Source organism: Symplocastrum torsivum, assembly GCF_059505465.1.
The window spans coordinates 19,839-37,950 of the sequence record NZ_JCACKQ010000015.1 but is presented as its reverse complement, the minus strand read 5'-3'; the positions used below and the strand labels follow the sequence as shown (position 1 = coordinate 37,950).

The following is an 18,112-nucleotide window of genomic DNA, read 5'->3' as shown; positions in this document are numbered from 1 at the left end:
GGCAGAAGGGGCAAGGTAATTCTATATCTACCTTTCCCTTTTGGCTTAATTACATAGGCACGTCACAAGATACGCAAGGTTGAAAAATGCGATCGCTTTCGTGGCTACCCAGTAATCACACATTTATTGGCAACATTATTCATCTTGATCTGGCTTGACATTTAAGTAAATGCTTAACTATTATAAAAACAGTTAAGCATTCGCTTAAATATTGAGTTGAACTGTTGAGTAGACCTGCTGCCAGTACTGATATATTTCAAGCGATCGCAGATCCAACGCGACGCGCCTTATTAGATCGACTTCGTGACGGTGAACAACCTGTCAAGCAGTTGGCAGAACCCTTTGAAATGTCATTGCCAGCCATCTCTCAGCACTTGCAAATACTGTGTGAAGCTGGCTTGGTGTCTCAACGCAAAGCAGGACGACAGCGCCTCTATCGCCTGAACCCTGAACCTCTAAGGGAAGTGTCTGACTGGCTTATCCATTACGAGCAATTCTGGCAAGAGAGATTAGATGCTCTTGGCAACTATTTGGAGGAAAATCCATGCTCCGAGACGTAAAGACTGAAGTTTTTTACCCTTATCCCCCAGAACGACTCTGGCAAGTACTTACTAATCACCGTGCCTTGGCAGCATGGCTGATGGATAACGACTTTGAGCCACGAGTCGGACACAAATTCCGCTTTCAGCCTGATCCACAAAAAGGATGGGAAGAAGCCATCCACTGCGAAGTCATTGAACTCAATGAGCCAAGGAGTCTTTCTTATACCTGGCGAGGTGGTTTTATGGGTAAGCCAACTATTGTTACTTGGACACTCTTGCCTGTTGATGGAGGTACACAACTCCAGCTTGAGCATAAAGGCTTGGAGAGTGAGGTGACACCATTTAGTCAGCCGATGCGTCTTGCTCAAGCAAGACAGGACAACTCTATGTTCAAAGCAATAGAGACACAACTGCTACCAGTTAGTCCAAGAATGCCGTCAGCGCTTGGGTACAAACAGTTTGAGAGCTTTGACAGCATTACTCTCAACTTCTATCTCAGTGGTGGCTGGCACTCACCACTTAACAGGAAACTTCAAACTGTGCTGGGTGACATTGCTCAACAAAGTCACCTTGCAGCAGCATCCAATGTTCAGACAGGGCGTTTGTAATAACAGTGAGACTATTTCTTTCTTGAGAAGAGTCCTCCCTACAAGAACATAAATTATAGAGAAGCCGAAAATGACTACAAATCTTTCTGAGATTGACGAAAAGATAATCAGCAACGTTAATCGTTTAACCGAGGCTAGAAAGAAAAAGTTTTAAGAGGTTAACAGTGATAAAGTTTTATCACCTTCCAATCTCTGCTAACTCTCGCCGTGTGTGGATTGCGCTACTAGAAAAAATGCTTGCCTTTGAAGAAGTTTTACTCAAGCTAGATAGCGATCAATATCAACCAGAGTTTTTAGAACTTAACCCGTTTCATCATGTTCCAGTTTTGGTTGATGACGGTTTTAGAGTAGTATAATCCTTGGCAATTCTTGACTACCTAGAGGCAAAGTACCCCAATCCGCCATTAATGCCTAACGGGGCTAATGCGATCGCAACAGTGCGAATGGTACAAATGGTCACCATTACTGAGTTATGGTCGCTAATGATTCGACTGACGAGTGAGGTAATGGGCTTTGTCAAAAACGACACCGAAAAGCTAGAAAAGGCTCGTCAGCAAGTATTCACGGTGCTGAACTTTTTTGAAAGTCAACTGGATGATTCTCCATATTTTGGAAGTAATCACCTAACTTTAGCTGATATTACTGCCGGAACTTTGGTGACTCAGCTACCTAGTATTGGTGTGCCATTTGATGATTATCCAAAACTGAGTACTTGGTGCGATCACTTAATGCAACGTGATTCATGGACGGCAACTGAACCTAGTCCAGAAGCAATTGATGCTTCAATCCCTCAAGCAAAGGCTTTAATGAGAGCTTATCTCACTTAATAGGCTAACGAAATCATCCAATTCCTCTTGAGATGAAACGAATCTTTTAGAAACTATCTAATTAGAGGATTAGTTATGAGTCTTTTTTGTTTAGTACACGGCGCTTACTGTGGTGCTTGGTGTTGGGATTTGCTGATTCCTGAACTTGAGGCGCGTGGTCACAAAGCAGTAGCAATGGATCTTCCAATAGAAGAACCAGAGGCAGGTGCTATTCGCTACGCGGAGGTCGTGCTTCAAGCGCTGCAAGGCATTAGTGATGACGTGATACTAGTTGGTCATTCTATGTCTGGCTTAGTTATCCCAGTTGTTGCCTCTCAACATCCAGTACGAAAGCTTGTATATCTTGCCGGAGGCATCCCAAAAGTGGGAACGAGTGTGGTTGAACGTATCTCACATGGCGATGAGTCTGATATGTTCAATTCAGCGGCACCTAACAAAGATGCTTCAGAAGACAATGCTTTGGCGATGGAATTGCTTTTTCATGATTGTAAGCCTGAGGTTGCACAGTGGGCGATCCCGAAGCTGCGATATCAAGCTTCTGGTTTAGTGTTTTCTGAAATTAGTCCTCTTCAAACGATGCCAGAGGTAGAATCTGCCTATATTGTTTGTACGGAGGATCGAACATTTACCTCAGTTTGGTCGAAGCGTGCTGCGCGTGAGATTTTGGGAGTAGACGCGATCGCATTACAGAGTGGACATTGCCCTCAACTATCCCGTCCTGTTGAACTCGCTGATGTCCTTGACTCAATTACTCAAGTAGACAACACTGAAGCTGCCTGAAAAGGACTTGAAAATGAAACTATTAATTCTCGGTGGAACTCGAACCTGAGAGGCATCACTAGAGGTGTATTTATAGTTAAGGGCAGGCGAGTTGCCCACCCTACAACAGAGAATGCAAAAACGATCGCTTTTTTAGCCTAAACAACGACCTACATGATGGGAAAAACATTAATCAAATCTTGTAGGTTATCTGCCACAGCAGCCGTTAGTTGGTGCGTAACTGGCAAGCTATCTACTACTATTCCTGTACATAAAAGCATCATGTAGAGGATAGAGTATTTAAACATTGAACGAGCAAGTTGCTTGTCAGTAGGTGCTTGTAATAGCTGCCATGCTTTTTTCAAGAAAAGGCTTCCCAATACCAAGGCAAGTACGCCATAAATAACACCCGACTCATGCAAAGGATAAATCAGTAAGAAGGACGCGGGTACCACTAGCAATGTGTAATACCAGATTTGACGGGTAGTAGACTTTTCACCCGCCACAACGGGCAACATGGGGATACCAACTTTCGCGTAGTCGTCTCGAATCATCAAAGCTAACGCCCAGAAGTGGGGAGGTGTCCACAGGAAGACAATCGCGAATAACAACCATGCTGCCCAACTAAGTGTACCTGTTACAGCCGCCCAACCCACTAGTGCTGGAATTGCCCCAGCCGCACCGCCAATTACAATGTTTTGCGCTGTATGGCGTTTTAGTAAGTGGGTGTAGATCAGCATATAAAAGACAATGCCGGACATTGCCAACAACGCACTTAGCAGGTTGGCAAATACCGTGAGTAGGGTAAAAGAGAGAAACGCTAATGCGATCGCAAATAACAAGGCATCACGAGGCTGCACTCGTCCCGAAGGAATCGGGCGATGGCGCGTCCGCATCATATCGTAGTCGATGTCACGGTCATAAATACAGTTCAGCGTCTGAGCCGAAGCAGCAGCCAGTGTACCACCCACCAGGGTTACTAGCAGCAATATGGGATTCACTTGTCCATCGGATGCCATCCACATCCCTGCTGCTGTCGTAATTAACAACAGTGGGATAATTCGGGGCTTCGTTAGCTGATAGTAGCTTTGAATAACTTGCAGGAAGTTTTCATGTTGACGGGATACACTTGTCCCAATCATTCAGTCACCTATTCCTTTTTTTGAAACAATACGCGCCCTACCTGGGAGTGGGAAGTAACGCGGTTAAGTCCTGAAATGTTTAAGTAGCTTCAGCCTCTTGGGACAACACCTTTAGCGCACCAGCCTCTGTCCGATCGCGCAACGCTAAAACGGTGAAGGTAACTAGCGTTCCTAGTAAAGCCGCGCCTACAGCTTGATGGGCAACAGTTAGTGGTTCAACTTGCAGGTGTAGCCGCCAGGTTGCAACGCCCAAGAGTATCTGTAAAACCACTAATCCAGCGGCAAGCTTTGCCAATTGGCGCAGGGTAGGATGAAGTGCAGCTGTCCGCCAAGCGATAACTACAACAGTCAAGGTTGCTAGGGTTGCAGGGACTACACCAGCAATATGACTATTCATCACGAGGCATAGTTGAGATACCCCAAAGCATTGATGTAACGCCCATTTGGAAGCAACCAGTCCACCTAAGAGACTTTGTAAATAAACCAAAATTGCTGCTGTTAAACTCACCCAAGGTAACTTACCAACAGCACCCGTACCTTTGTAAGGGAGGAGTGCTGTACCAATCACCAGTAGGGTAGTGAAAAATAACAGTGCTGTTCCTAGATGGGCGGTAACAATATCAAACCTAAGTAATTCTGTAACCGTTAGTCCACCCAGTACACCTTGGAAAACAATCAGACCCAAGGCAAATGTGGATGCCCAAGGAAGCCAGTTGGGTAAAGATCGTCGATCCCACCAAGATAAACCAGCTAGTGCGATCGCACTAATGCCAATCAAAGCGGCATCCAATCGGTGAAACCACTCTAAGAATACTTGAAGATTCATTTGCTGACTGGGTACTAGCTGACCGTAGCATAAGGGCCAGTCAGGACAAGCTAGACCCGCATTCATCACTCTTGTCGCACTACCGACTGCCATCAACAGCAATGTTGCGATCGCGATTTTCCATACCAAGCGACGGATACGTTCTTTGGGTTGGGATGATTCCTGAGTAGCAACCGACCGATAGAGGACTGATTCAGCCATAGCACCAATTGCAAATCAAAGTTTACTGAACGTGAGAGTAGCGGCTCATCCTCAACCTAGCACCTGGATTTGAAAGATGACCAAACTCCACTTACCACTTTAATGACGCTATCGCCAGAGGTGAATAGTTTTAGAGATTTTTTCAGAATTGCCAATTCACCGATTAAGCCCTATCGCTCTCAGAAATCTTTATATTTGCTTAATATCAAGCCATCAAATAATAAAGATTCTTTCCTCCCCCGCTTGATCCCAAGGAAATTAATAAAAAATCTATAAAAAATCAGTGGTTGTTACTTTTTTTCTCAGTAGGGTGTCTTACCGTGGTAAATGACCACAAGGTAAAAGCTATAGTCAAAGGGCTTGTTCGACGGCTGACCTTGGTAAGTGATTATACTGACGAGCCGGATTCGAGAGAACTTTGACGGGAGCCGCGCCAAAAACTAAAGTTTTGCAGAAAGTCCTACACTAGCAAGCACCGTGAACATCCCAAGTCAAATTACAACCCTGCTGGCTGGCATCGCCTTGACCCTGATCAGCTTGTGGTATGGTCAAAACCACGGTCTACTGCCTCTAGCAGCCTCCGATGAAGCTGCCCAAGTGGACGCGCTGTTTAACATGATGATGACCATTTCCACGGGTCTGTTTCTGCTGGTACAGGGCGTAATTATTGCAGCAGCAATCAAATTTCGCCGCCGCAAAGATGACGAAACCGATGGACCGCCAATCCATGGAAATATTCCTCTGGAGATTGTCTGGACAGCAATACCTGCGGTGATGGTCTTAATCATCTCCGTCTATAGCTTTGAGATTTACAACGCGATGGGAGGACTTGATCCCATGGCATCTCATGACCATCATGGGTCACAGATTGCTCAGGCTCATAAGATGTCCCCGGCTCAGGCGAATCCTGACAAGAGTCTCATCGCCCTTGACCCAAGCCGACAAATTGCCATAGGGCTTGGTGCTTCTCCAGAAAACATAGGCAAACCAGTACCACTGACCGTCAATGTCATGGGTCTGCAATATGCCTGGATTTTTACCTACCCTGAAACTGGGATCACATCCGGCGAATTGCATCTCCCAGTCGGAGAAGAAGTGGAGCTGAGAATCAGCGCCCAAGATGTTCTGCACGCCTTCTGGCTGCCAGAGTTTCGCCTCAAACAAGATGCGATTCCTGGTCGGGAAACCGAGCTACGCTTCACAGCGAATAAAGTTGGTCAGTACCCTATAGTCTGTGCTGAACTCTGTGGTGCCTACCACGGCGCAATGGGTGCTCAACTTTTCGTTCAGACACCAGAAGAGTATCAGGCATGGCTTAAAGAGCAGCAAGCTGTTGCCAGCAATGACGCGATGGATAAAGCGGTTGCTGCCAATCCTGCCGATAGGTCAAGCAGTGAGTTTCTTGCTCCCTATGCCCAAGAGATGGGGATTGAATCGCAAACCCTGGAGCAACTGCACTCCAACCACGAGCATTTTGCTCAAACTATGGCAATTAGCAACCATCTGTAATTGGTTATTGGTTGTTGGTTAGTAGTTTTTGGTTGTTAATCAAGGGCAACTAACAACTAACAGCTAACAGCCGACAACTAACAAGGGACAAGAACTATGACACAAGCAGAGCTTCAAGAACAAGCTAATCGGCCGGCCCGACCCCCAGAACATGGGGAGAGGAAATGGCAAGATTACTTTACCTTCAACACTGATCACAAGGTCATTGGCATTCAATACCTCGTGACCGCATTCGTATTTTTCTTTATCGGTGGCATACTTGCCTCGATGATTCGGATTGAGCTGGCAACGCCTGCTTCTGATTTGGTCAGCCCTGAGACCTACAACCGACTATTTACGATGCACGGGACGATCATGATCTTCCTGTGGGTTGTCCCGGCGGGAACGGGTGGCTTCGCGAACTATCTGATTCCCCTAATGATTGGCGCGAAGGACATGGCATTCCCGAAGTTGAATGCCGTAGCCTTTTGGATGAATGCTGTTGGTGGAGTGTTGCTCCTCTCCAGCTTCTTTGTTGGTCCAGCCGAGGCGGGTTGGACTTCCTATCCACCGTTGAGTACAACAGCGAGCCGTGCGGGGGAGGCAATTTGGATTCTTAGCCTCCTGACAGCCGGAACCTCCTCTATTTTGGGAGGTCTGAATATTGGTGTCACCATCCTAAAGATGCGGGTGCCAGGAATGGGGCTAAATCAGATGCCTTTGTTCTGCTGGTCAATGTTGTCAACGACAGCCCTTCAGTTGCTTGCGACACCAGTACTTGCTGCGGCTTTGATTCTGCTTGCTTTTGACTTGCTTGCTGGGACAACGTTTTTTAACCCAACTGGTGGGGGAGACCCGGTTGTTTACCAGCATATGTTTTGGTTTTACTCCCACCCTGCTGTCTACATTATGATCCTGCCCTTCTTTGGGGTGATTTCGGAAGTGTTGCCAGTACACGCTCGGAAACCAATTTTTGGTTATCGAGCGATCGCATACTCTAGCATTGCGATTAGCTTCCTCGGTCTCTTGGTTTGGGCACACCACATGTTTACCAGTGGTACCCCAGGCTGGATGCGGATGTTTTTCATGATCGCGAGTATGGTAATTGCCGTACCGACAGGGATTAAGGTCTTTAGCTGGCTAGCAACGATTTGGGGAGGCAAACTCACATTAGATGCCCCAATGCTGTTTGGTATGGGCTTCGTTTCTGTCTTTGTAATCGGCGGCATTACAGGTGTAATGCTGGCATCGGTACCGTTTGATATTCATGTTCACGACACCTACTTTGTTGTTGCTCACCTCCATTACGTCCTCTTCGGTGGTAGTGTTCTTGGGCTTTTTGCTGGGTTCTACCACTGGTTCCCGAAGGCAACTGGACGGATGTACAACGAAACTCTGGGTCAAATTCACTTTGTACTGACCTTTATTGGCTTAAACCTGACTTTTATGCCAATGCATGAGTTGGGTTTGTTGGGCATGAACCGACGAATTGCGCTTTATGACCCGAAGTTTCAAGCGCTTAATGAGCTTTGTACAGTTGGCGCGATCATCATGGATACGTCAATTATTCCCTTCCTAATTAACGTCTTTTGGAGTATCGCTCGTGGTAAGAAAGCGGGTGACAATCCTTGGAAAGGTTTAACACTGGAGTGGATGACGACTTCACCGCCAGCGATTGAAAACTTTGAAGGTGTGCCTGTATTAGCAACTGGTCCTTATGACTATGGCATGGGCGATCGCGAATATCAGACCTATGTACCTACATCTGATGAGCGGGAACCTGCTTTAGCTGCTGGTCCAAACTCCGCTTTACGAGCAGACCCCGACCCAGCCGTTGCCGCTCATCCCGATGACCGTCAAGGGGAAAGTCAAAATCGCGATTAGTTATTAGTTGTTAGTTGTTGGTTGTTTGTTTCTAATAATCAATGACCAATAACTAATAACTACTAACAACTAACCACTCAGACAAGAGGTTTATGCAAGGTTCAACAATTGACGAATCTAAAACTTCCCTCAATTATCACCATGAGGTTGAGGCGACAGATCACCACGAGGAGCATCCAGACTTTCGGATGTTTGGCGTGGTTGTATTTCTAGTTGCTGAGAGTATGATCTTTCTCGGCTTATTTACGGCTTTCATGATCTACCGCGCAATTATGCCAGTTTGGCCTCCAGAAGGAACGCCAGATTTAGAGCTGTTGCTACCAGCTATTAACACGGTAATTCTAATTGCTAGTAGCTTTGTCATGCATCAAGGCGATGTAGCAATTAAGAAGAACGACGTTTCTGGGCTGCGGTTTTGGTATTTGCTCACGGCAGTGATGGGAATCATTTTTCTGGTTGGGCAAGCTTATGAGTATTCTCATCTAGAGTTTGGTCTGACAACTAATGTCTTTGCTAGTGCGTTTTATGTTCTGACAGGCTTCCACGGCTTGCACGTCACTGTTGGCGTTTTGCTCATCTTGTCGGTATTATGGCGATCGCAAAAAGCAGACCATTACACGAGTGAAGAACACTTTGGTCCAGAAGCCGCAGAACTTTACTGGCACTTTGTTGATGTTGTGTGGATTGTTCTATTCACGCTAGTGTATTTGCTTTAAGCAATTTTTCAATGCTCTGTTGATTAAAAAGCCTCCAATTGGGGGCTTTTTTTGAACTAGATAACTTTTGATCTTTGGTTTATTTACAAATCCGGAGACAGTGAAATATATTGCTCTACTGCTGTTCTTGATGTTATCGTTGGCTGCTGCCCTTCCGGCTCAAGCGTCCTTCTGCCACAACTCTAATGACCACTTGATTTGCATCCTGAGTATCAAGCGAAGCGCTAAGAATTACTGGGAGTACCGAGCAGCCGTTAGTGTTGATGGGGTGAAACGACCAATCGAGGTGTACAATTGCCGTGAGCGTGTTAGGGTTCGCCAAGATGGAGCCGTTGTAACATTTGAACCCAACAGCCCAGGGGAACTTATCTGCAATCTCATCAAGAGGTAGCTCTTAAATTGCGAAAAGCTTTCAGCGAAATTAGATGGAATTAGCCATCATGTCTTGGTGGTTTTCAATCTGTGCAGACTTGGTTCGGTGAGCGATCGCCTTTTAAGCTAGCTTCTAAACTAAGATTAGGTCTGTTTATGGTGTTGTAGGCACCGAAACATTTAACAAAAGACAAATTGCTATATAGACCATGAATCAAACAGCAGATGCCCTAAGCCTGAATGCCATTGATGACAAGCTATCGCAGCGTCATATTGACCTTGACCCAGGTGGATATTTCATTATCTATCTGGATCGGGAGGTAGGGCTAATTTGTGCAAAGCATTTTACAAATGTAATTGACGATCGCGGTTTGGCTATTGACCCAGAGACAGGAAAAGTTATCCCCGCACGAGGCAAGGTAGAACGGACTCAAAGCACCCTTTTTACTGGCAGAACCGCTAAAGAACTTTGTGTCGCAATTTTTGAGCAAACCCAGCCCTCTCCTGTCACACTGTTCGACCATGCCGCTTATTTGGGACGAGAATTTGTTCGGGCTGAGAATGCTCTAATTAGTGGGCAAGAGTATGTTCAGGACTAGCCTGAGAAACCCTGGTAGAAGAAGTAGGTTGCCATCGGAACAACCGTTGCGATAACCAAGATGACAACAACCCAAATTGTTGAATTTTTAGTATCCGTTTCTTCCGCTTTTGTAAACGTACCTGCAACCTGAACATTTTCTTCCACAACAGGTGGCCCAGGATCAGGTTCACCAGAAAGAACAGCGACTAAGCGATTGCTTGCATCTAGTAAGCCCTGATTGTATTTGTTCCCGTCACGGATTGGCACAATCAGTGTTTCAGACGCTACACTCTCGGCAATGTCGTCAGGCAAAATAGACTTGACGGCTTCACCCGTGCGAATTGCTGCATTATTCGTGAGCGTATCAATCACGATTAAGGCTTGATTCGCTTGAGCTTCCGGTGTCGGGAACCATTTTTTAAACAGGTTATCTGTGAAAGTTTCTGCTGTCTCACCGTAGTCTAAGCGGTGGATGGTAACCATCCTCACCTCTTTGCCAGTTTTTCTGGCTAAAGCATCCAGAGTGCCACTTAGTTTGCCTTCACTCAGGCGGCTGAGAACCTCTGCTTTATCGATGATCCAGGTTGGTTCACCTGCCCGGACATTAGGCATTTGATAGACACCTGTCGCGCTGGCTGGTGCAGCAATAAATCCGCTTGCCAGAAGGACTAACAATAGCGGTAAAAACAGGCGTTGAAGGTATGTTCGATAGTTGTATAGCGAATTGAGGAGCTGTGTCATTGAATTGATCTCAAGATGATCTTGTTCAATAAATACTATACAAACTGGCACGAAACCTATACCTCAAACATGAACAGCATGTTAGGGTTGATGGGTAGCCTTTGGCTTACTCACATGCGCGAGTGCCAGCAATGAGTTCAGCAGAAATTTATCGAGGTTGGATTATTGAGGCTAGACCAGTGTTTTGCGTTCAGGTTTGGAGTGCTGCTGGTGAATGCGTTATTCCCATTCATAACGCGAAAACTGAAGAAGAGGCACTTCACTTAGCAAAACGCTGGATTGATTTGCAAATGACACCAGACAGCGTCAAACCTCAACCAACTGATACACCTCCCCCAGACTTCGACTTCGACGATGACGATATCCCATTTGCGCGACCCATTAACCTGAGAACTAGTGAGAGAAATCTCCAAGACCCTTGGGAATTTGAGGTTAATCAACCTGGGATTTGGTTGCATGGTAGTAGAGGATTATTCTTCTGAATCAGGCAACGTGAAGAAGTCGTAGAGACGTTCCCCGGAACGTCTCTACAAAGTTTTATGGGTTGCTTGATCTCATCAACTAGATTTGCTCTCACTGCCCAATTCAAACTCAAAGCTGTCTGAATCGCTGCCTTGATGAACCGTTTTTACCCATTTCAACCGCTTGGGACGCACAGAAATTCGAGCGGTAATTCCAGCAATCACCAGCATCCAGTGCAGCATATACAAAGTACCGCGCAGTGTCTGCACGAGGGTAATCAACAATGAGGCGGCAGTACGAGGTTCGTCTCGCTTAGTACGGCATAACCCAACGAACATCCCGATTAAGGGTAGGGCAAGGGTAAGTCCGGTGAGAGGAGTTAGGAGAGGGAAACTCTTGCGTGCGATCGCCATCAAACAGTCTGGCACAGCCGCCGCAGGCAAAAGGTACTGGATGATCATAAATGAGAACAAATCCAGCGTTTTTAGTGTGCCCATGCGGTTACTTGCGATTAACCGCCAGTAATCCAAATAGCGTTGGTATCCACCTTCTCCCCAACGGTTACGCTGATGCCATAGTGCAAAGGCATTGGTGACACCTTCTTCTTCAACAGGGGGAAAGTCGAGAAAGCCAATATCCCATTTGTCCAGATGCAAGCGAATGGTTAAATCTAAGTCATCTGTAATGGTTTGCTCGTTCCAGCCTCCACAACTCTCTAGCGCTGCACGACGCACAAATTGACCATTCCCACGCAATTCGCCAATGCCACCAATGGCAATGCGCTGCTGCTGGATGTAGGTATCGAGAGCCATTTCTGCCATCTGCCCTCGTGTCCAGAAGTTGACTGAGGCATTTGCGATCGCTTTTCGCACCTGCACCGCTCCAGTTTCTCCCTTACCAAATAACGGCAGAACTCGCCGTAGTAAATCCTTTGGTACTTGAGCATCCGCATCAAACACGCCAACAATTTCCCCTCTAGTTAAGGGTAGTACCTGATTGAGCGCTCCCGATTTGCCACCGCCCGCATCAGCCGAGCGATGCAGCACTCTCAACTGGCTGTATTGAATGGCTAACTGGTCTAACAACACGGGTGTCTGATCGGTACTGTGGTCATCAATTACCCAAACTTCATACCGTATTTTGGGATAATCTAAGTCACACAATCTCCTGACTAGGTTACTGATAACCGCTTCCTCATTTTTCGCCGCTACAAGCAGAGAAACATAGGGAAAATCGACTTGAGTGTTATCTGCAAGTGGTTTGGGTGTCTTTAAAGGTCGAGCCAGCAATACTCGCATCGCCTGAATTCCTAATAGCGCTGTGAAGCCCCAAATCAACCAGGAACCCCAAGAAACTAAATGGAGGATGATTGTGCCGCCCCAAATCGCTGTTAATGTCACAGCGGCTTTGCGTCGGCGCCCTTCTAATCCTTGGAAGAAGAAGTCACTTTCAAAATCTTCATCGTCCAAATCAGATAAAAGAGAGGTAATCGGGTCAAGCTCGTTACCAAGATCGTTTTCTGTCCAGGAATTCTCTGGCATAAGTTATTTGGTTTAACCACCTATACTTATCAACACCCACTAGTCCACTGAGGGTGAGCTAACACCACACTGTGCAGCATCATTGTATCTAACATTATTAAATTTCTTATACTTTAATGAGTATTTTTTACACTTAAAACCCCGTATAGTCGAGTGGTTGATTTTTGACAAATTAAATTTAAAGGTTTGTGGAATTGGCGTATGGTGACGTTTTGGATAGCTACTGCCGCTTGGGGATTGGGTTCTGTATTATGGGTAGAACTCGTGCGAGACTTCTATCACGTCTTATCCCATCATTGGTCTCCTTTATATCGGTTACACGTCTGGCATCATCGCGTTTTTCGCCCCGATTTAACAGCCGTTAGTGATACTATTTACCGCCAAGCCCAGTGGCGCAATGATGTGCCAGAATGCTTAGTGATGCTGCTATTTAGCCTATTGCTATGGGCTGTTGCTCACACATTTGCACCTGAACACCAACTGTCGGCATTGGTTGGTTCTCTCTATACCCTAACGTTTTTAGGAAGTGCGATCGCACGCGGCAGTGGATTCACATGGGCGAATGAAATCACCGATTTGACTCATCTCCCAGGCCCTTTCCTTACCCCACCGTCTTGTTGGAGTGTCAATCGAACCTACCACTGGCGACACCACTTTGATAATCAAAAGGCTTACTATTGCGGTACGTTGACGTTGGTGGACAAGCTCATGGGAACCGCGCTCTCACTCAAAGGTAAAACAATTGCAGTCACAGGAGCATCGGGAACGCTAGGGAAAGCGCTTCTTTTAGAACTTCACAGCAGAGGAGCAAAAGTAATTGCTCTTACATCCCAAGAGCAACCCGTTACGGTGAGTGTGAAGGGTGAAAGTGTACCAGTTAAAACGATTACTTGGAAGATTGGACAGGAGTCTGAATTAGCCCCACATCTGGAAAAGGTCGATATCCTCATCCTTAACCACGGGATTAACGTACATGGTGAGCGAACGGCTGACGCGATCGCAAAATCTTACGAAATCAACACCTTTTCAAGTTGGCGCTTGCTAGAACTCTTCTTCACCACCGTTCGCACCAATGAAGACATCGCCCGTAAAGAAGTTTGGGTCAATACCTCAGAAGCAGAAGTTAGTCCGGCATTGAGTCCTTTGTACGAACTAACCAAACGAGCCTTAGGAGACTTAGTAACACTACGCCGTCTTGATGCTCCGTGTGTAGTCCGCAAACTCATTCTTGGGCCATTTAAAAGCAATCTCAATCCCATTGGTGTAATGTCCGCACCCAAGGTGGCAAAGCAAATCGTCAATCTAGCTACCAGAGATGCACGTAACATCATCGTGACCATTAACCCCTTAACTTTTATTACTTACCCCATCAAAGAGTTTTGCGTCGGAACCTACTTTAAGCTGTTTAGTCGCCCTACTGATGTAACTCAAGTAGTACCATTCCCGGAAACGCTAGCAGCAGATGCTACAACTTCATCACGAACACGTTAGCGAAGACTGAAGAATTAAGGAGAGTTTTTCCATAACTGCTCACGCCTCCCCTTACTTCGCCTGCTCCCACTGCTGCCCCTGCTTCTATCTGCCTCCCATTTCAAGGGTAGGTTTGTAATAAAATGCCATCAATAATTGGGTGATGAGGTGAGGTGATGAGTGAAAAACCCCCAAAATTTAATGTAAATTAACGTCCTACCTCCCCAACATCCCAATCTCAAAAACCTACTTTTGCTCAAAAAGCTCAAGTTGATATTCGCACCAAAGCTGTAAATATTGAGCCACAACAGACAATTACAGCCGACAACGCCACAATTAAAGTTAACGCCGTTCTTTACTATCGCCTAGTTGACCCTCCTAAGGCAATTAATAAGGTTGAAAACTACAATCTATCAGTCTATCAAACTGCCCTTACTACCTTACGAAATGTTGACCCTTCGATGGCTTGAAAAGGCGATGAGCTGACTTAATTTAAAAAATGCGATCGCGTCCTATAAAAGCTTTTCCAAGAAGAAGGAATTATTCAACGTTGTGGGGCAGGTATCCCAGGAATTACTGTCATTGGGTAAAATTTCTCATCTTACGCCACAAGAAATCTTCCAATATTTTTTATTTTAAAATCCTAAAATTTTTATTTACTGTCAAATTTGCAACTTCCTTATCATTTAAGACAATGATGAGTATGATAATTATTTTTAATTTATCAAAAAGTTTAAAAAAGTTTATCTTTTGATATCACCTGTCTAAAAACTACTACTATGGATACAAGCCTTCAAGGCTTATTTTGCTAGCTACTCTTGTTGAAATAAATTCTTAACGTTTAAGTGAAGCAAGAGCCTACTTACCAGAATAAAAGCTCAAGAAGAGACTCTAAAGCCTTAGGCTAATGGCGTTGTAACTAAATGATCAAGATAGTTACAAAACGTTGTACTTAGTTGAGCAACGTTGTCTCAGCAGCACAACGGCTTCATCAAGGAAGCAATTCAAATCATCAACCTGTAAAAGCTAAGAAAAACTTAAGAAAATTGTTACTGCCTAATCAGGAAGGGGAGATAATACTAATGCGAACAAGTGAGCAAATCAAGGCAGAAATTGAGGAAAAATTTGGTTTTTTCCCACCCTTTTTTGCTCCTGGTGAACAGACTCCACAGGTATTGGACAACCTCTGGCAACAAACCATTAGTGCGTATGTTGATAATCCTCTGTCGCCTCTATTTAAGGAAAAGCTGTCCGCTTACCTGTCTCGCTTCTGTTCTGTTCCCTACTGCATGATCTGCCACAGTTGTTCCTTGCACGCTTTAGGGATGCAAGCACGAGAAGTGCTGGAACTCCTTGAATCTCCTCTACCAACCCCAAGTGACATCGATAAACATCTTCGTATCCTTGCTGCATCTGATGCGCCAAAGCTTTTACACGAGCGGAACGCAGCCCTTGAAGAAAGCTTACTCTATTGCTCAATCTTCATTGCCTTAAAAGGAGAAAACAACGAGTATTACCGGAGTGAACTCCGTCGCTTACTTGGAGGTGTTACTTACCAGCACTTAGTCTCGTTTATTGCTTATGTTAAAACTTGTCATGTCTGGATGGAAGCTCATCCTGAAGTTGTCTATCAGGCTGACAAGCGAGTACAAGACCATTTTGATACCCTCCTGAAGAAGGAGCCAGGTTTAAGTGAGTTCTTTAATAACTACTGCGATAGAGTCAGGCGTGAACACCAAAGTTGGGCAGAACAGATGGCTCGAATCCATGAGCGTAAGCAAAATGAGGAGACACTTCGCAAACTCGGTGTTGAAAACCTGCGTCTTGCCCGTACTGTTGCTTCAGTTTCTGATAGTGTCCTAATCACCGACCCGAACCAATTCGACAACCCAATCATCTACACTAATCCCGCTTTTTCCCGGATTACTGGCTATCAACCGGAGGAAGTTCTGGGTCGCAATTGCCGCTTTTTACAAGGTTCTGGTACAAATCAACAGACGATTGAGCAAATTGATGCTTGCCTTGCCCGAAGAGAAGAGGTGAACGCCACTGTGCTGAACTACCGCAAAGATGGCAAGCCGTTTTGGAACGAATTGAAAATCTCCCCAGTATTTTCAGAAGAAGGTGACTTACTCTACTTCGTCGGTATCCAAAGAGATATCACTGAATACAAGCAAGCCGAAGCAAAAATTTGTGAGCAAGCGGCATTGTTGGATGTTGCAACCGATGCGATTTTTGTTCGAGATCTAGAGGACAAAATTTTACTGTGGAATAAAGGCGCTGAACGGCTATACGGCTGGAACTCAGAAGAAGTCCTTGGCAAGCAGGCAGTACAGCTATTGAACCAGGAAAAAATAGCTCACCTTCGAGAACTCAGAAAGACTGTTTTTGAAGAGGGTCTGTGGAAGGGTGAGCTACATCAAGTCACTAAAGACGGCAAAAGAATTATTGTCGAAAGTCGGTGGACACTAGTGCGTGATGAAGAGGAAAAACCTAAATCAATCCTTGTTGTCAATACTGATATTACTGAAAAGATACAACTTGAAGCACAGTTCCTTCGCGCTCAACGTATGGAGAGCATTGGCACTCTCGCTAGTGGTATTGCTCACGATTTAAATAATGAGTTGACACCCATTCTTGCATCGGCTCAGTTACTACTATTGCCAACCAAACTTTCTGAAGAGAAAAAGCGACAGTTACTCAAGACAATTGAAACGAGTACTAAACGTGGGGCTGCTTTGGTCAAGCAAGTTTTACTGTTTGCGCGAGGTGTTGAAGGGAAGCGCACTATACTTCAAACTGAGCAATTAATCTTGGATATTAAGCAAATTGTCGAAGAGACATTCCCAAAATCTTTAGATATTCAAACCCATATTCAGAAAGATAGTTGGATGATCAACGGGGATGCTACACAACTGCATCAGGTTCTGATCAATCTCTGTGTTAATGCTCGTGATGCGATGCCAAAAGGTGGAACATTGAGTTTAAGCGCCACCAATCTATTTATTGATGAAAACTTTGTCCGGATGAATCTTGATGCCACAGTCGGCTCCTATATTTTGATTACTGTTTCTGATACAGGAATGGGCATTCCACCAACAGTTATTGATCGGATTTTTGAACCATTCTTTACGACGAAAGAGCAGGGTAAAGGAACTGGGTTGGGACTTTCGACGGTAATGGGCATTATCAAAAGCCACGGTGGTTTTGTGGATGTGACAAGTAGGGTAGGGAAAGGCACACAGTTTAAAATCTACTTACCCGCTATTAGGAAAGCTGAAACTCAACAAACTGAAGACGGTGAATTCTCTACTGGACAGGGAGAGTTAATTTTGGTTGTCGATGATGAAGCAGCAATTTGTGAAATTAATAAGACATCTCTAGAAGCCTATAACTATCGGGTGGTTACAGCGAGTGATGGGATTGAAGCGATCGCACTTTACGTCCAGCACAAGGATGACATCAGCCTGGTGATCGTCGATATGATGATGCCATCAATGGATGGGCCGACCACAATCCGCACTCTGCATAAGATTAACCCAAACGTTAAGATTATCGCTGTCAGTGGGCTGATATCTAGCGCTCAGCTAACTGACGCGACCAATGCTGGCATCCAAAGATTTTTGCCCAAGCCCTACACCGCAAGAGATCTATTAAAAACAATCAACGAGGTTTTGGACTTGACAACAGTACCTTTGTAAGAAACAGCAAACCGGATTGACGGTGCGGGTAGCAGCAAGAGGTCAAACACATTCAAATCCAAACTGTTGGGACACTTGATAACGGGCAGGTTTCCGGAGATTCTGCGCGACTCCAACAAATTCCATGTCACCGATGGGAAGCCCTCACCCTATATCCCTCTCCCCGTGGGAGAGGGACTTTGAACTCTTACTCCCCTTCTCCCAATGGGAGAAGGGGTTGGGGATGTTAGCGTATCGGCACGCAGTGCGGGC

The 18,112-nt window shown here is 45.4% G+C and carries 17 protein-coding genes and 1 pseudogene; 14 read left to right on the top strand and 4 right to left on the bottom strand.

The window, feature by feature from the left end:
- The first annotated feature begins 224 nt into the window (after positions 1–224).
- The 5 genes from AC5JL3_RS05275 (at position 225) to AC5JL3_RS05255 (ending at position 2,757) form a co-directional block, all read left to right on the top strand.
- The gene (locus AC5JL3_RS05275; RefSeq protein ID WP_192219757.1) at positions 225–560 is read left to right on the top strand and encodes an ArsR/SmtB family transcription factor; all 336 of its coding nucleotides are present in this window, start codon (positions 225–227) and stop codon (positions 558–560) included.
- Positions 545–1,150, top strand: coding sequence for an SRPBCC family protein (locus AC5JL3_RS05270; protein WP_496073473.1), 606 nt, complete (start codon positions 545–547; stop codon positions 1,148–1,150). The genes AC5JL3_RS05275 and AC5JL3_RS05270 overlap by 16 nt, the downstream gene beginning before the upstream one ends.
- Positions 1,151–1,314: 164 nt before the next feature.
- Complete coding sequence (locus AC5JL3_RS05265; RefSeq protein WP_496073472.1) at positions 1,315–1,506, top strand: glutathione S-transferase family protein; 192 nt, start codon at positions 1,315–1,317, stop codon at positions 1,504–1,506.
- Between the two features lie 3 nt (positions 1,507–1,509).
- Entirely contained in the window at positions 1,510–1,977 is a 468-nt protein-coding gene (locus AC5JL3_RS05260; protein ID WP_496073471.1) for a glutathione S-transferase family protein, read from the top strand.
- A gap of 75 nt (positions 1,978–2,052) precedes the next feature.
- Positions 2,053–2,757, top strand: coding sequence for an alpha/beta fold hydrolase (locus tag AC5JL3_RS05255; protein ID WP_496073470.1), 705 nt, complete (start codon positions 2,053–2,055; stop codon positions 2,755–2,757).
- Positions 2,758–2,906: 149 nt separating this feature from the next.
- On the opposite strand, the gene AC5JL3_RS05250 is transcribed toward AC5JL3_RS05255, so the two are convergent.
- Together AC5JL3_RS05250 and AC5JL3_RS05245 are read right to left on the bottom strand one after the other, a co-directional pair.
- Entirely contained in the window at positions 2,907–3,878 is a 972-nt protein-coding gene (locus AC5JL3_RS05250) for a heme o synthase (RefSeq protein ID WP_496073469.1), read from the bottom strand.
- Between the two features lie 79 nt (positions 3,879–3,957).
- Complete coding sequence (locus AC5JL3_RS05245; RefSeq protein ID WP_496073468.1) at positions 3,958–4,905, bottom strand: COX15/CtaA family protein; 948 nt, start codon at positions 4,903–4,905, stop codon at positions 3,958–3,960.
- A 477-nt stretch (positions 4,906–5,382) separates the two neighbouring features.
- On the opposite strand from AC5JL3_RS05245, the gene AC5JL3_RS05240 reads away from it, so the two are divergent.
- The 5 genes from AC5JL3_RS05240 to AC5JL3_RS05220 all read left to right on the top strand — a co-directional run bounded on the left by AC5JL3_RS05240 (position 5,383) and on the right by AC5JL3_RS05220 (position 9,964).
- Entirely contained in the window at positions 5,383–6,414 is a 1,032-nt protein-coding gene (locus AC5JL3_RS05240; protein ID WP_496073467.1) for a cytochrome c oxidase subunit II, read from the top strand.
- Positions 6,415–6,510: 96 nt separating this feature from the next.
- A complete protein-coding gene (gene ctaD / locus AC5JL3_RS05235; protein ID WP_496073466.1) occupies positions 6,511–8,277 on the top strand; it encodes a cytochrome c oxidase subunit I in 1,767 nt (588 codons plus the stop codon).
- Positions 8,278–8,369: 92 nt separating this feature from the next.
- Positions 8,370–8,993 carry a cytochrome c oxidase subunit 3 gene (locus AC5JL3_RS05230; RefSeq protein WP_496073465.1) on the top strand — a complete coding sequence of 208 codons (624 nt, stop codon included), beginning with the start codon at positions 8,370–8,372 and terminating at the stop codon, positions 8,991–8,993.
- A 100-nt stretch (positions 8,994–9,093) separates the two neighbouring features.
- A complete protein-coding gene (locus AC5JL3_RS05225) occupies positions 9,094–9,384 on the top strand; it encodes a hypothetical protein (RefSeq protein ID WP_496073464.1) in 291 nt (96 codons plus the stop codon).
- Between the two features lie 190 nt (positions 9,385–9,574).
- The gene (locus AC5JL3_RS05220; protein WP_496073463.1) at positions 9,575–9,964 is read left to right on the top strand and encodes a DUF4346 domain-containing protein; all 390 of its coding nucleotides are present in this window, start codon (positions 9,575–9,577) and stop codon (positions 9,962–9,964) included.
- Here AC5JL3_RS05220 and psb32 read toward each other — a convergent pair.
- On the bottom strand, positions 9,961–10,686 hold the full coding sequence (gene psb32, locus AC5JL3_RS05215) for a photosystem II repair protein Psb32 (protein ID WP_496073462.1): 726 nt from the start codon (positions 10,684–10,686) through the stop codon (positions 9,961–9,963). The two genes, AC5JL3_RS05220 and psb32, sit on opposite strands and share 4 nt — an antisense overlap.
- 131 nt (positions 10,687–10,817) lie before the next feature.
- Between psb32 and AC5JL3_RS05210 the strand changes: the two genes are divergently transcribed.
- The gene (locus tag AC5JL3_RS05210) at positions 10,818–11,168 is read left to right on the top strand and encodes a hypothetical protein (protein WP_496073461.1); all 351 of its coding nucleotides are present in this window, start codon (positions 10,818–10,820) and stop codon (positions 11,166–11,168) included.
- 75 nt (positions 11,169–11,243) lie between these two features.
- Here AC5JL3_RS05210 and AC5JL3_RS05205 read toward each other — a convergent pair whose 3' ends face one another.
- Entirely contained in the window at positions 11,244–12,689 is a 1,446-nt protein-coding gene (locus tag AC5JL3_RS05205; RefSeq protein WP_496073460.1) for a glycosyltransferase family 2 protein, read from the bottom strand.
- 201 nt (positions 12,690–12,890) lie between these two features.
- Here AC5JL3_RS05205 and AC5JL3_RS05200 point away from each other — a divergent pair, with 201 nt between their 5' ends.
- From AC5JL3_RS05200 to AC5JL3_RS05190, 3 genes and pseudogenes are all read left to right on the top strand, one after another.
- A complete protein-coding gene (locus tag AC5JL3_RS05200; protein WP_496073459.1) occupies positions 12,891–14,180 on the top strand; it encodes a bifunctional sterol desaturase/short chain dehydrogenase in 1,290 nt (429 codons plus the stop codon).
- Positions 14,181–14,416: 236 nt separating this feature from the next.
- A pseudogene (locus tag AC5JL3_RS05195) lies at positions 14,417–14,629 on the top strand (SPFH domain-containing protein); the annotation flags it as partial.
- A 612-nt stretch (positions 14,630–15,241) separates the two neighbouring features.
- On the top strand, positions 15,242–17,860 hold the full coding sequence (locus AC5JL3_RS05190; protein WP_496073458.1) for a hybrid sensor histidine kinase/response regulator: 2,619 nt from the start codon (positions 15,242–15,244) through the stop codon (positions 17,858–17,860).
- Positions 17,861–18,112: the final 252 nt, after the last annotated feature.

Excerpts from the sequence above, each read along its gene's own strand:
- AC5JL3_RS05270 (WP_496073473.1), top strand. The coding sequence starts at position 545 with ATGCTCCGAGACGTAAAGACTGAAGTTTTTTACCCTTATCCCCCAGAA.
- AC5JL3_RS05255 (WP_496073470.1), top strand. The coding sequence starts at position 2,053 with ATGAGTCTTTTTTGTTTAGTACACGGCGCTTACTGTGGTGCTTGGTGT.
- AC5JL3_RS05250 (WP_496073469.1), bottom strand. The coding sequence starts at position 3,878 with ATGATTGGGACAAGTGTATCCCGTCAACATGAAAACTTCCTGCAAGTT.
- AC5JL3_RS05245 (WP_496073468.1), bottom strand. The coding sequence starts at position 4,905 with ATGGCTGAATCAGTCCTCTATCGGTCGGTTGCTACTCAGGAATCATCC.
- ctaD (WP_496073466.1), top strand. The coding sequence starts at position 6,511 with ATGACACAAGCAGAGCTTCAAGAACAAGCTAATCGGCCGGCCCGACCC.
- AC5JL3_RS05230 (WP_496073465.1), top strand. The coding sequence starts at position 8,370 with ATGCAAGGTTCAACAATTGACGAATCTAAAACTTCCCTCAATTATCAC.
- AC5JL3_RS05220 (WP_496073463.1), top strand. The coding sequence starts at position 9,575 with ATGAATCAAACAGCAGATGCCCTAAGCCTGAATGCCATTGATGACAAG.
- psb32 (WP_496073462.1), bottom strand. The coding sequence starts at position 10,686 with ATGACACAGCTCCTCAATTCGCTATACAACTATCGAACATACCTTCAA.
- AC5JL3_RS05210 (WP_496073461.1), top strand. The coding sequence starts at position 10,818 with ATGAGTTCAGCAGAAATTTATCGAGGTTGGATTATTGAGGCTAGACCA.
- AC5JL3_RS05205 (WP_496073460.1), bottom strand. The coding sequence starts at position 12,689 with ATGCCAGAGAATTCCTGGACAGAAAACGATCTTGGTAACGAGCTTGAC.
- AC5JL3_RS05200 (WP_496073459.1), top strand. The coding sequence starts at position 12,891 with ATGGTGACGTTTTGGATAGCTACTGCCGCTTGGGGATTGGGTTCTGTA.
- AC5JL3_RS05190 (WP_496073458.1), top strand. The coding sequence starts at position 15,242 with ATGCGAACAAGTGAGCAAATCAAGGCAGAAATTGAGGAAAAATTTGGT.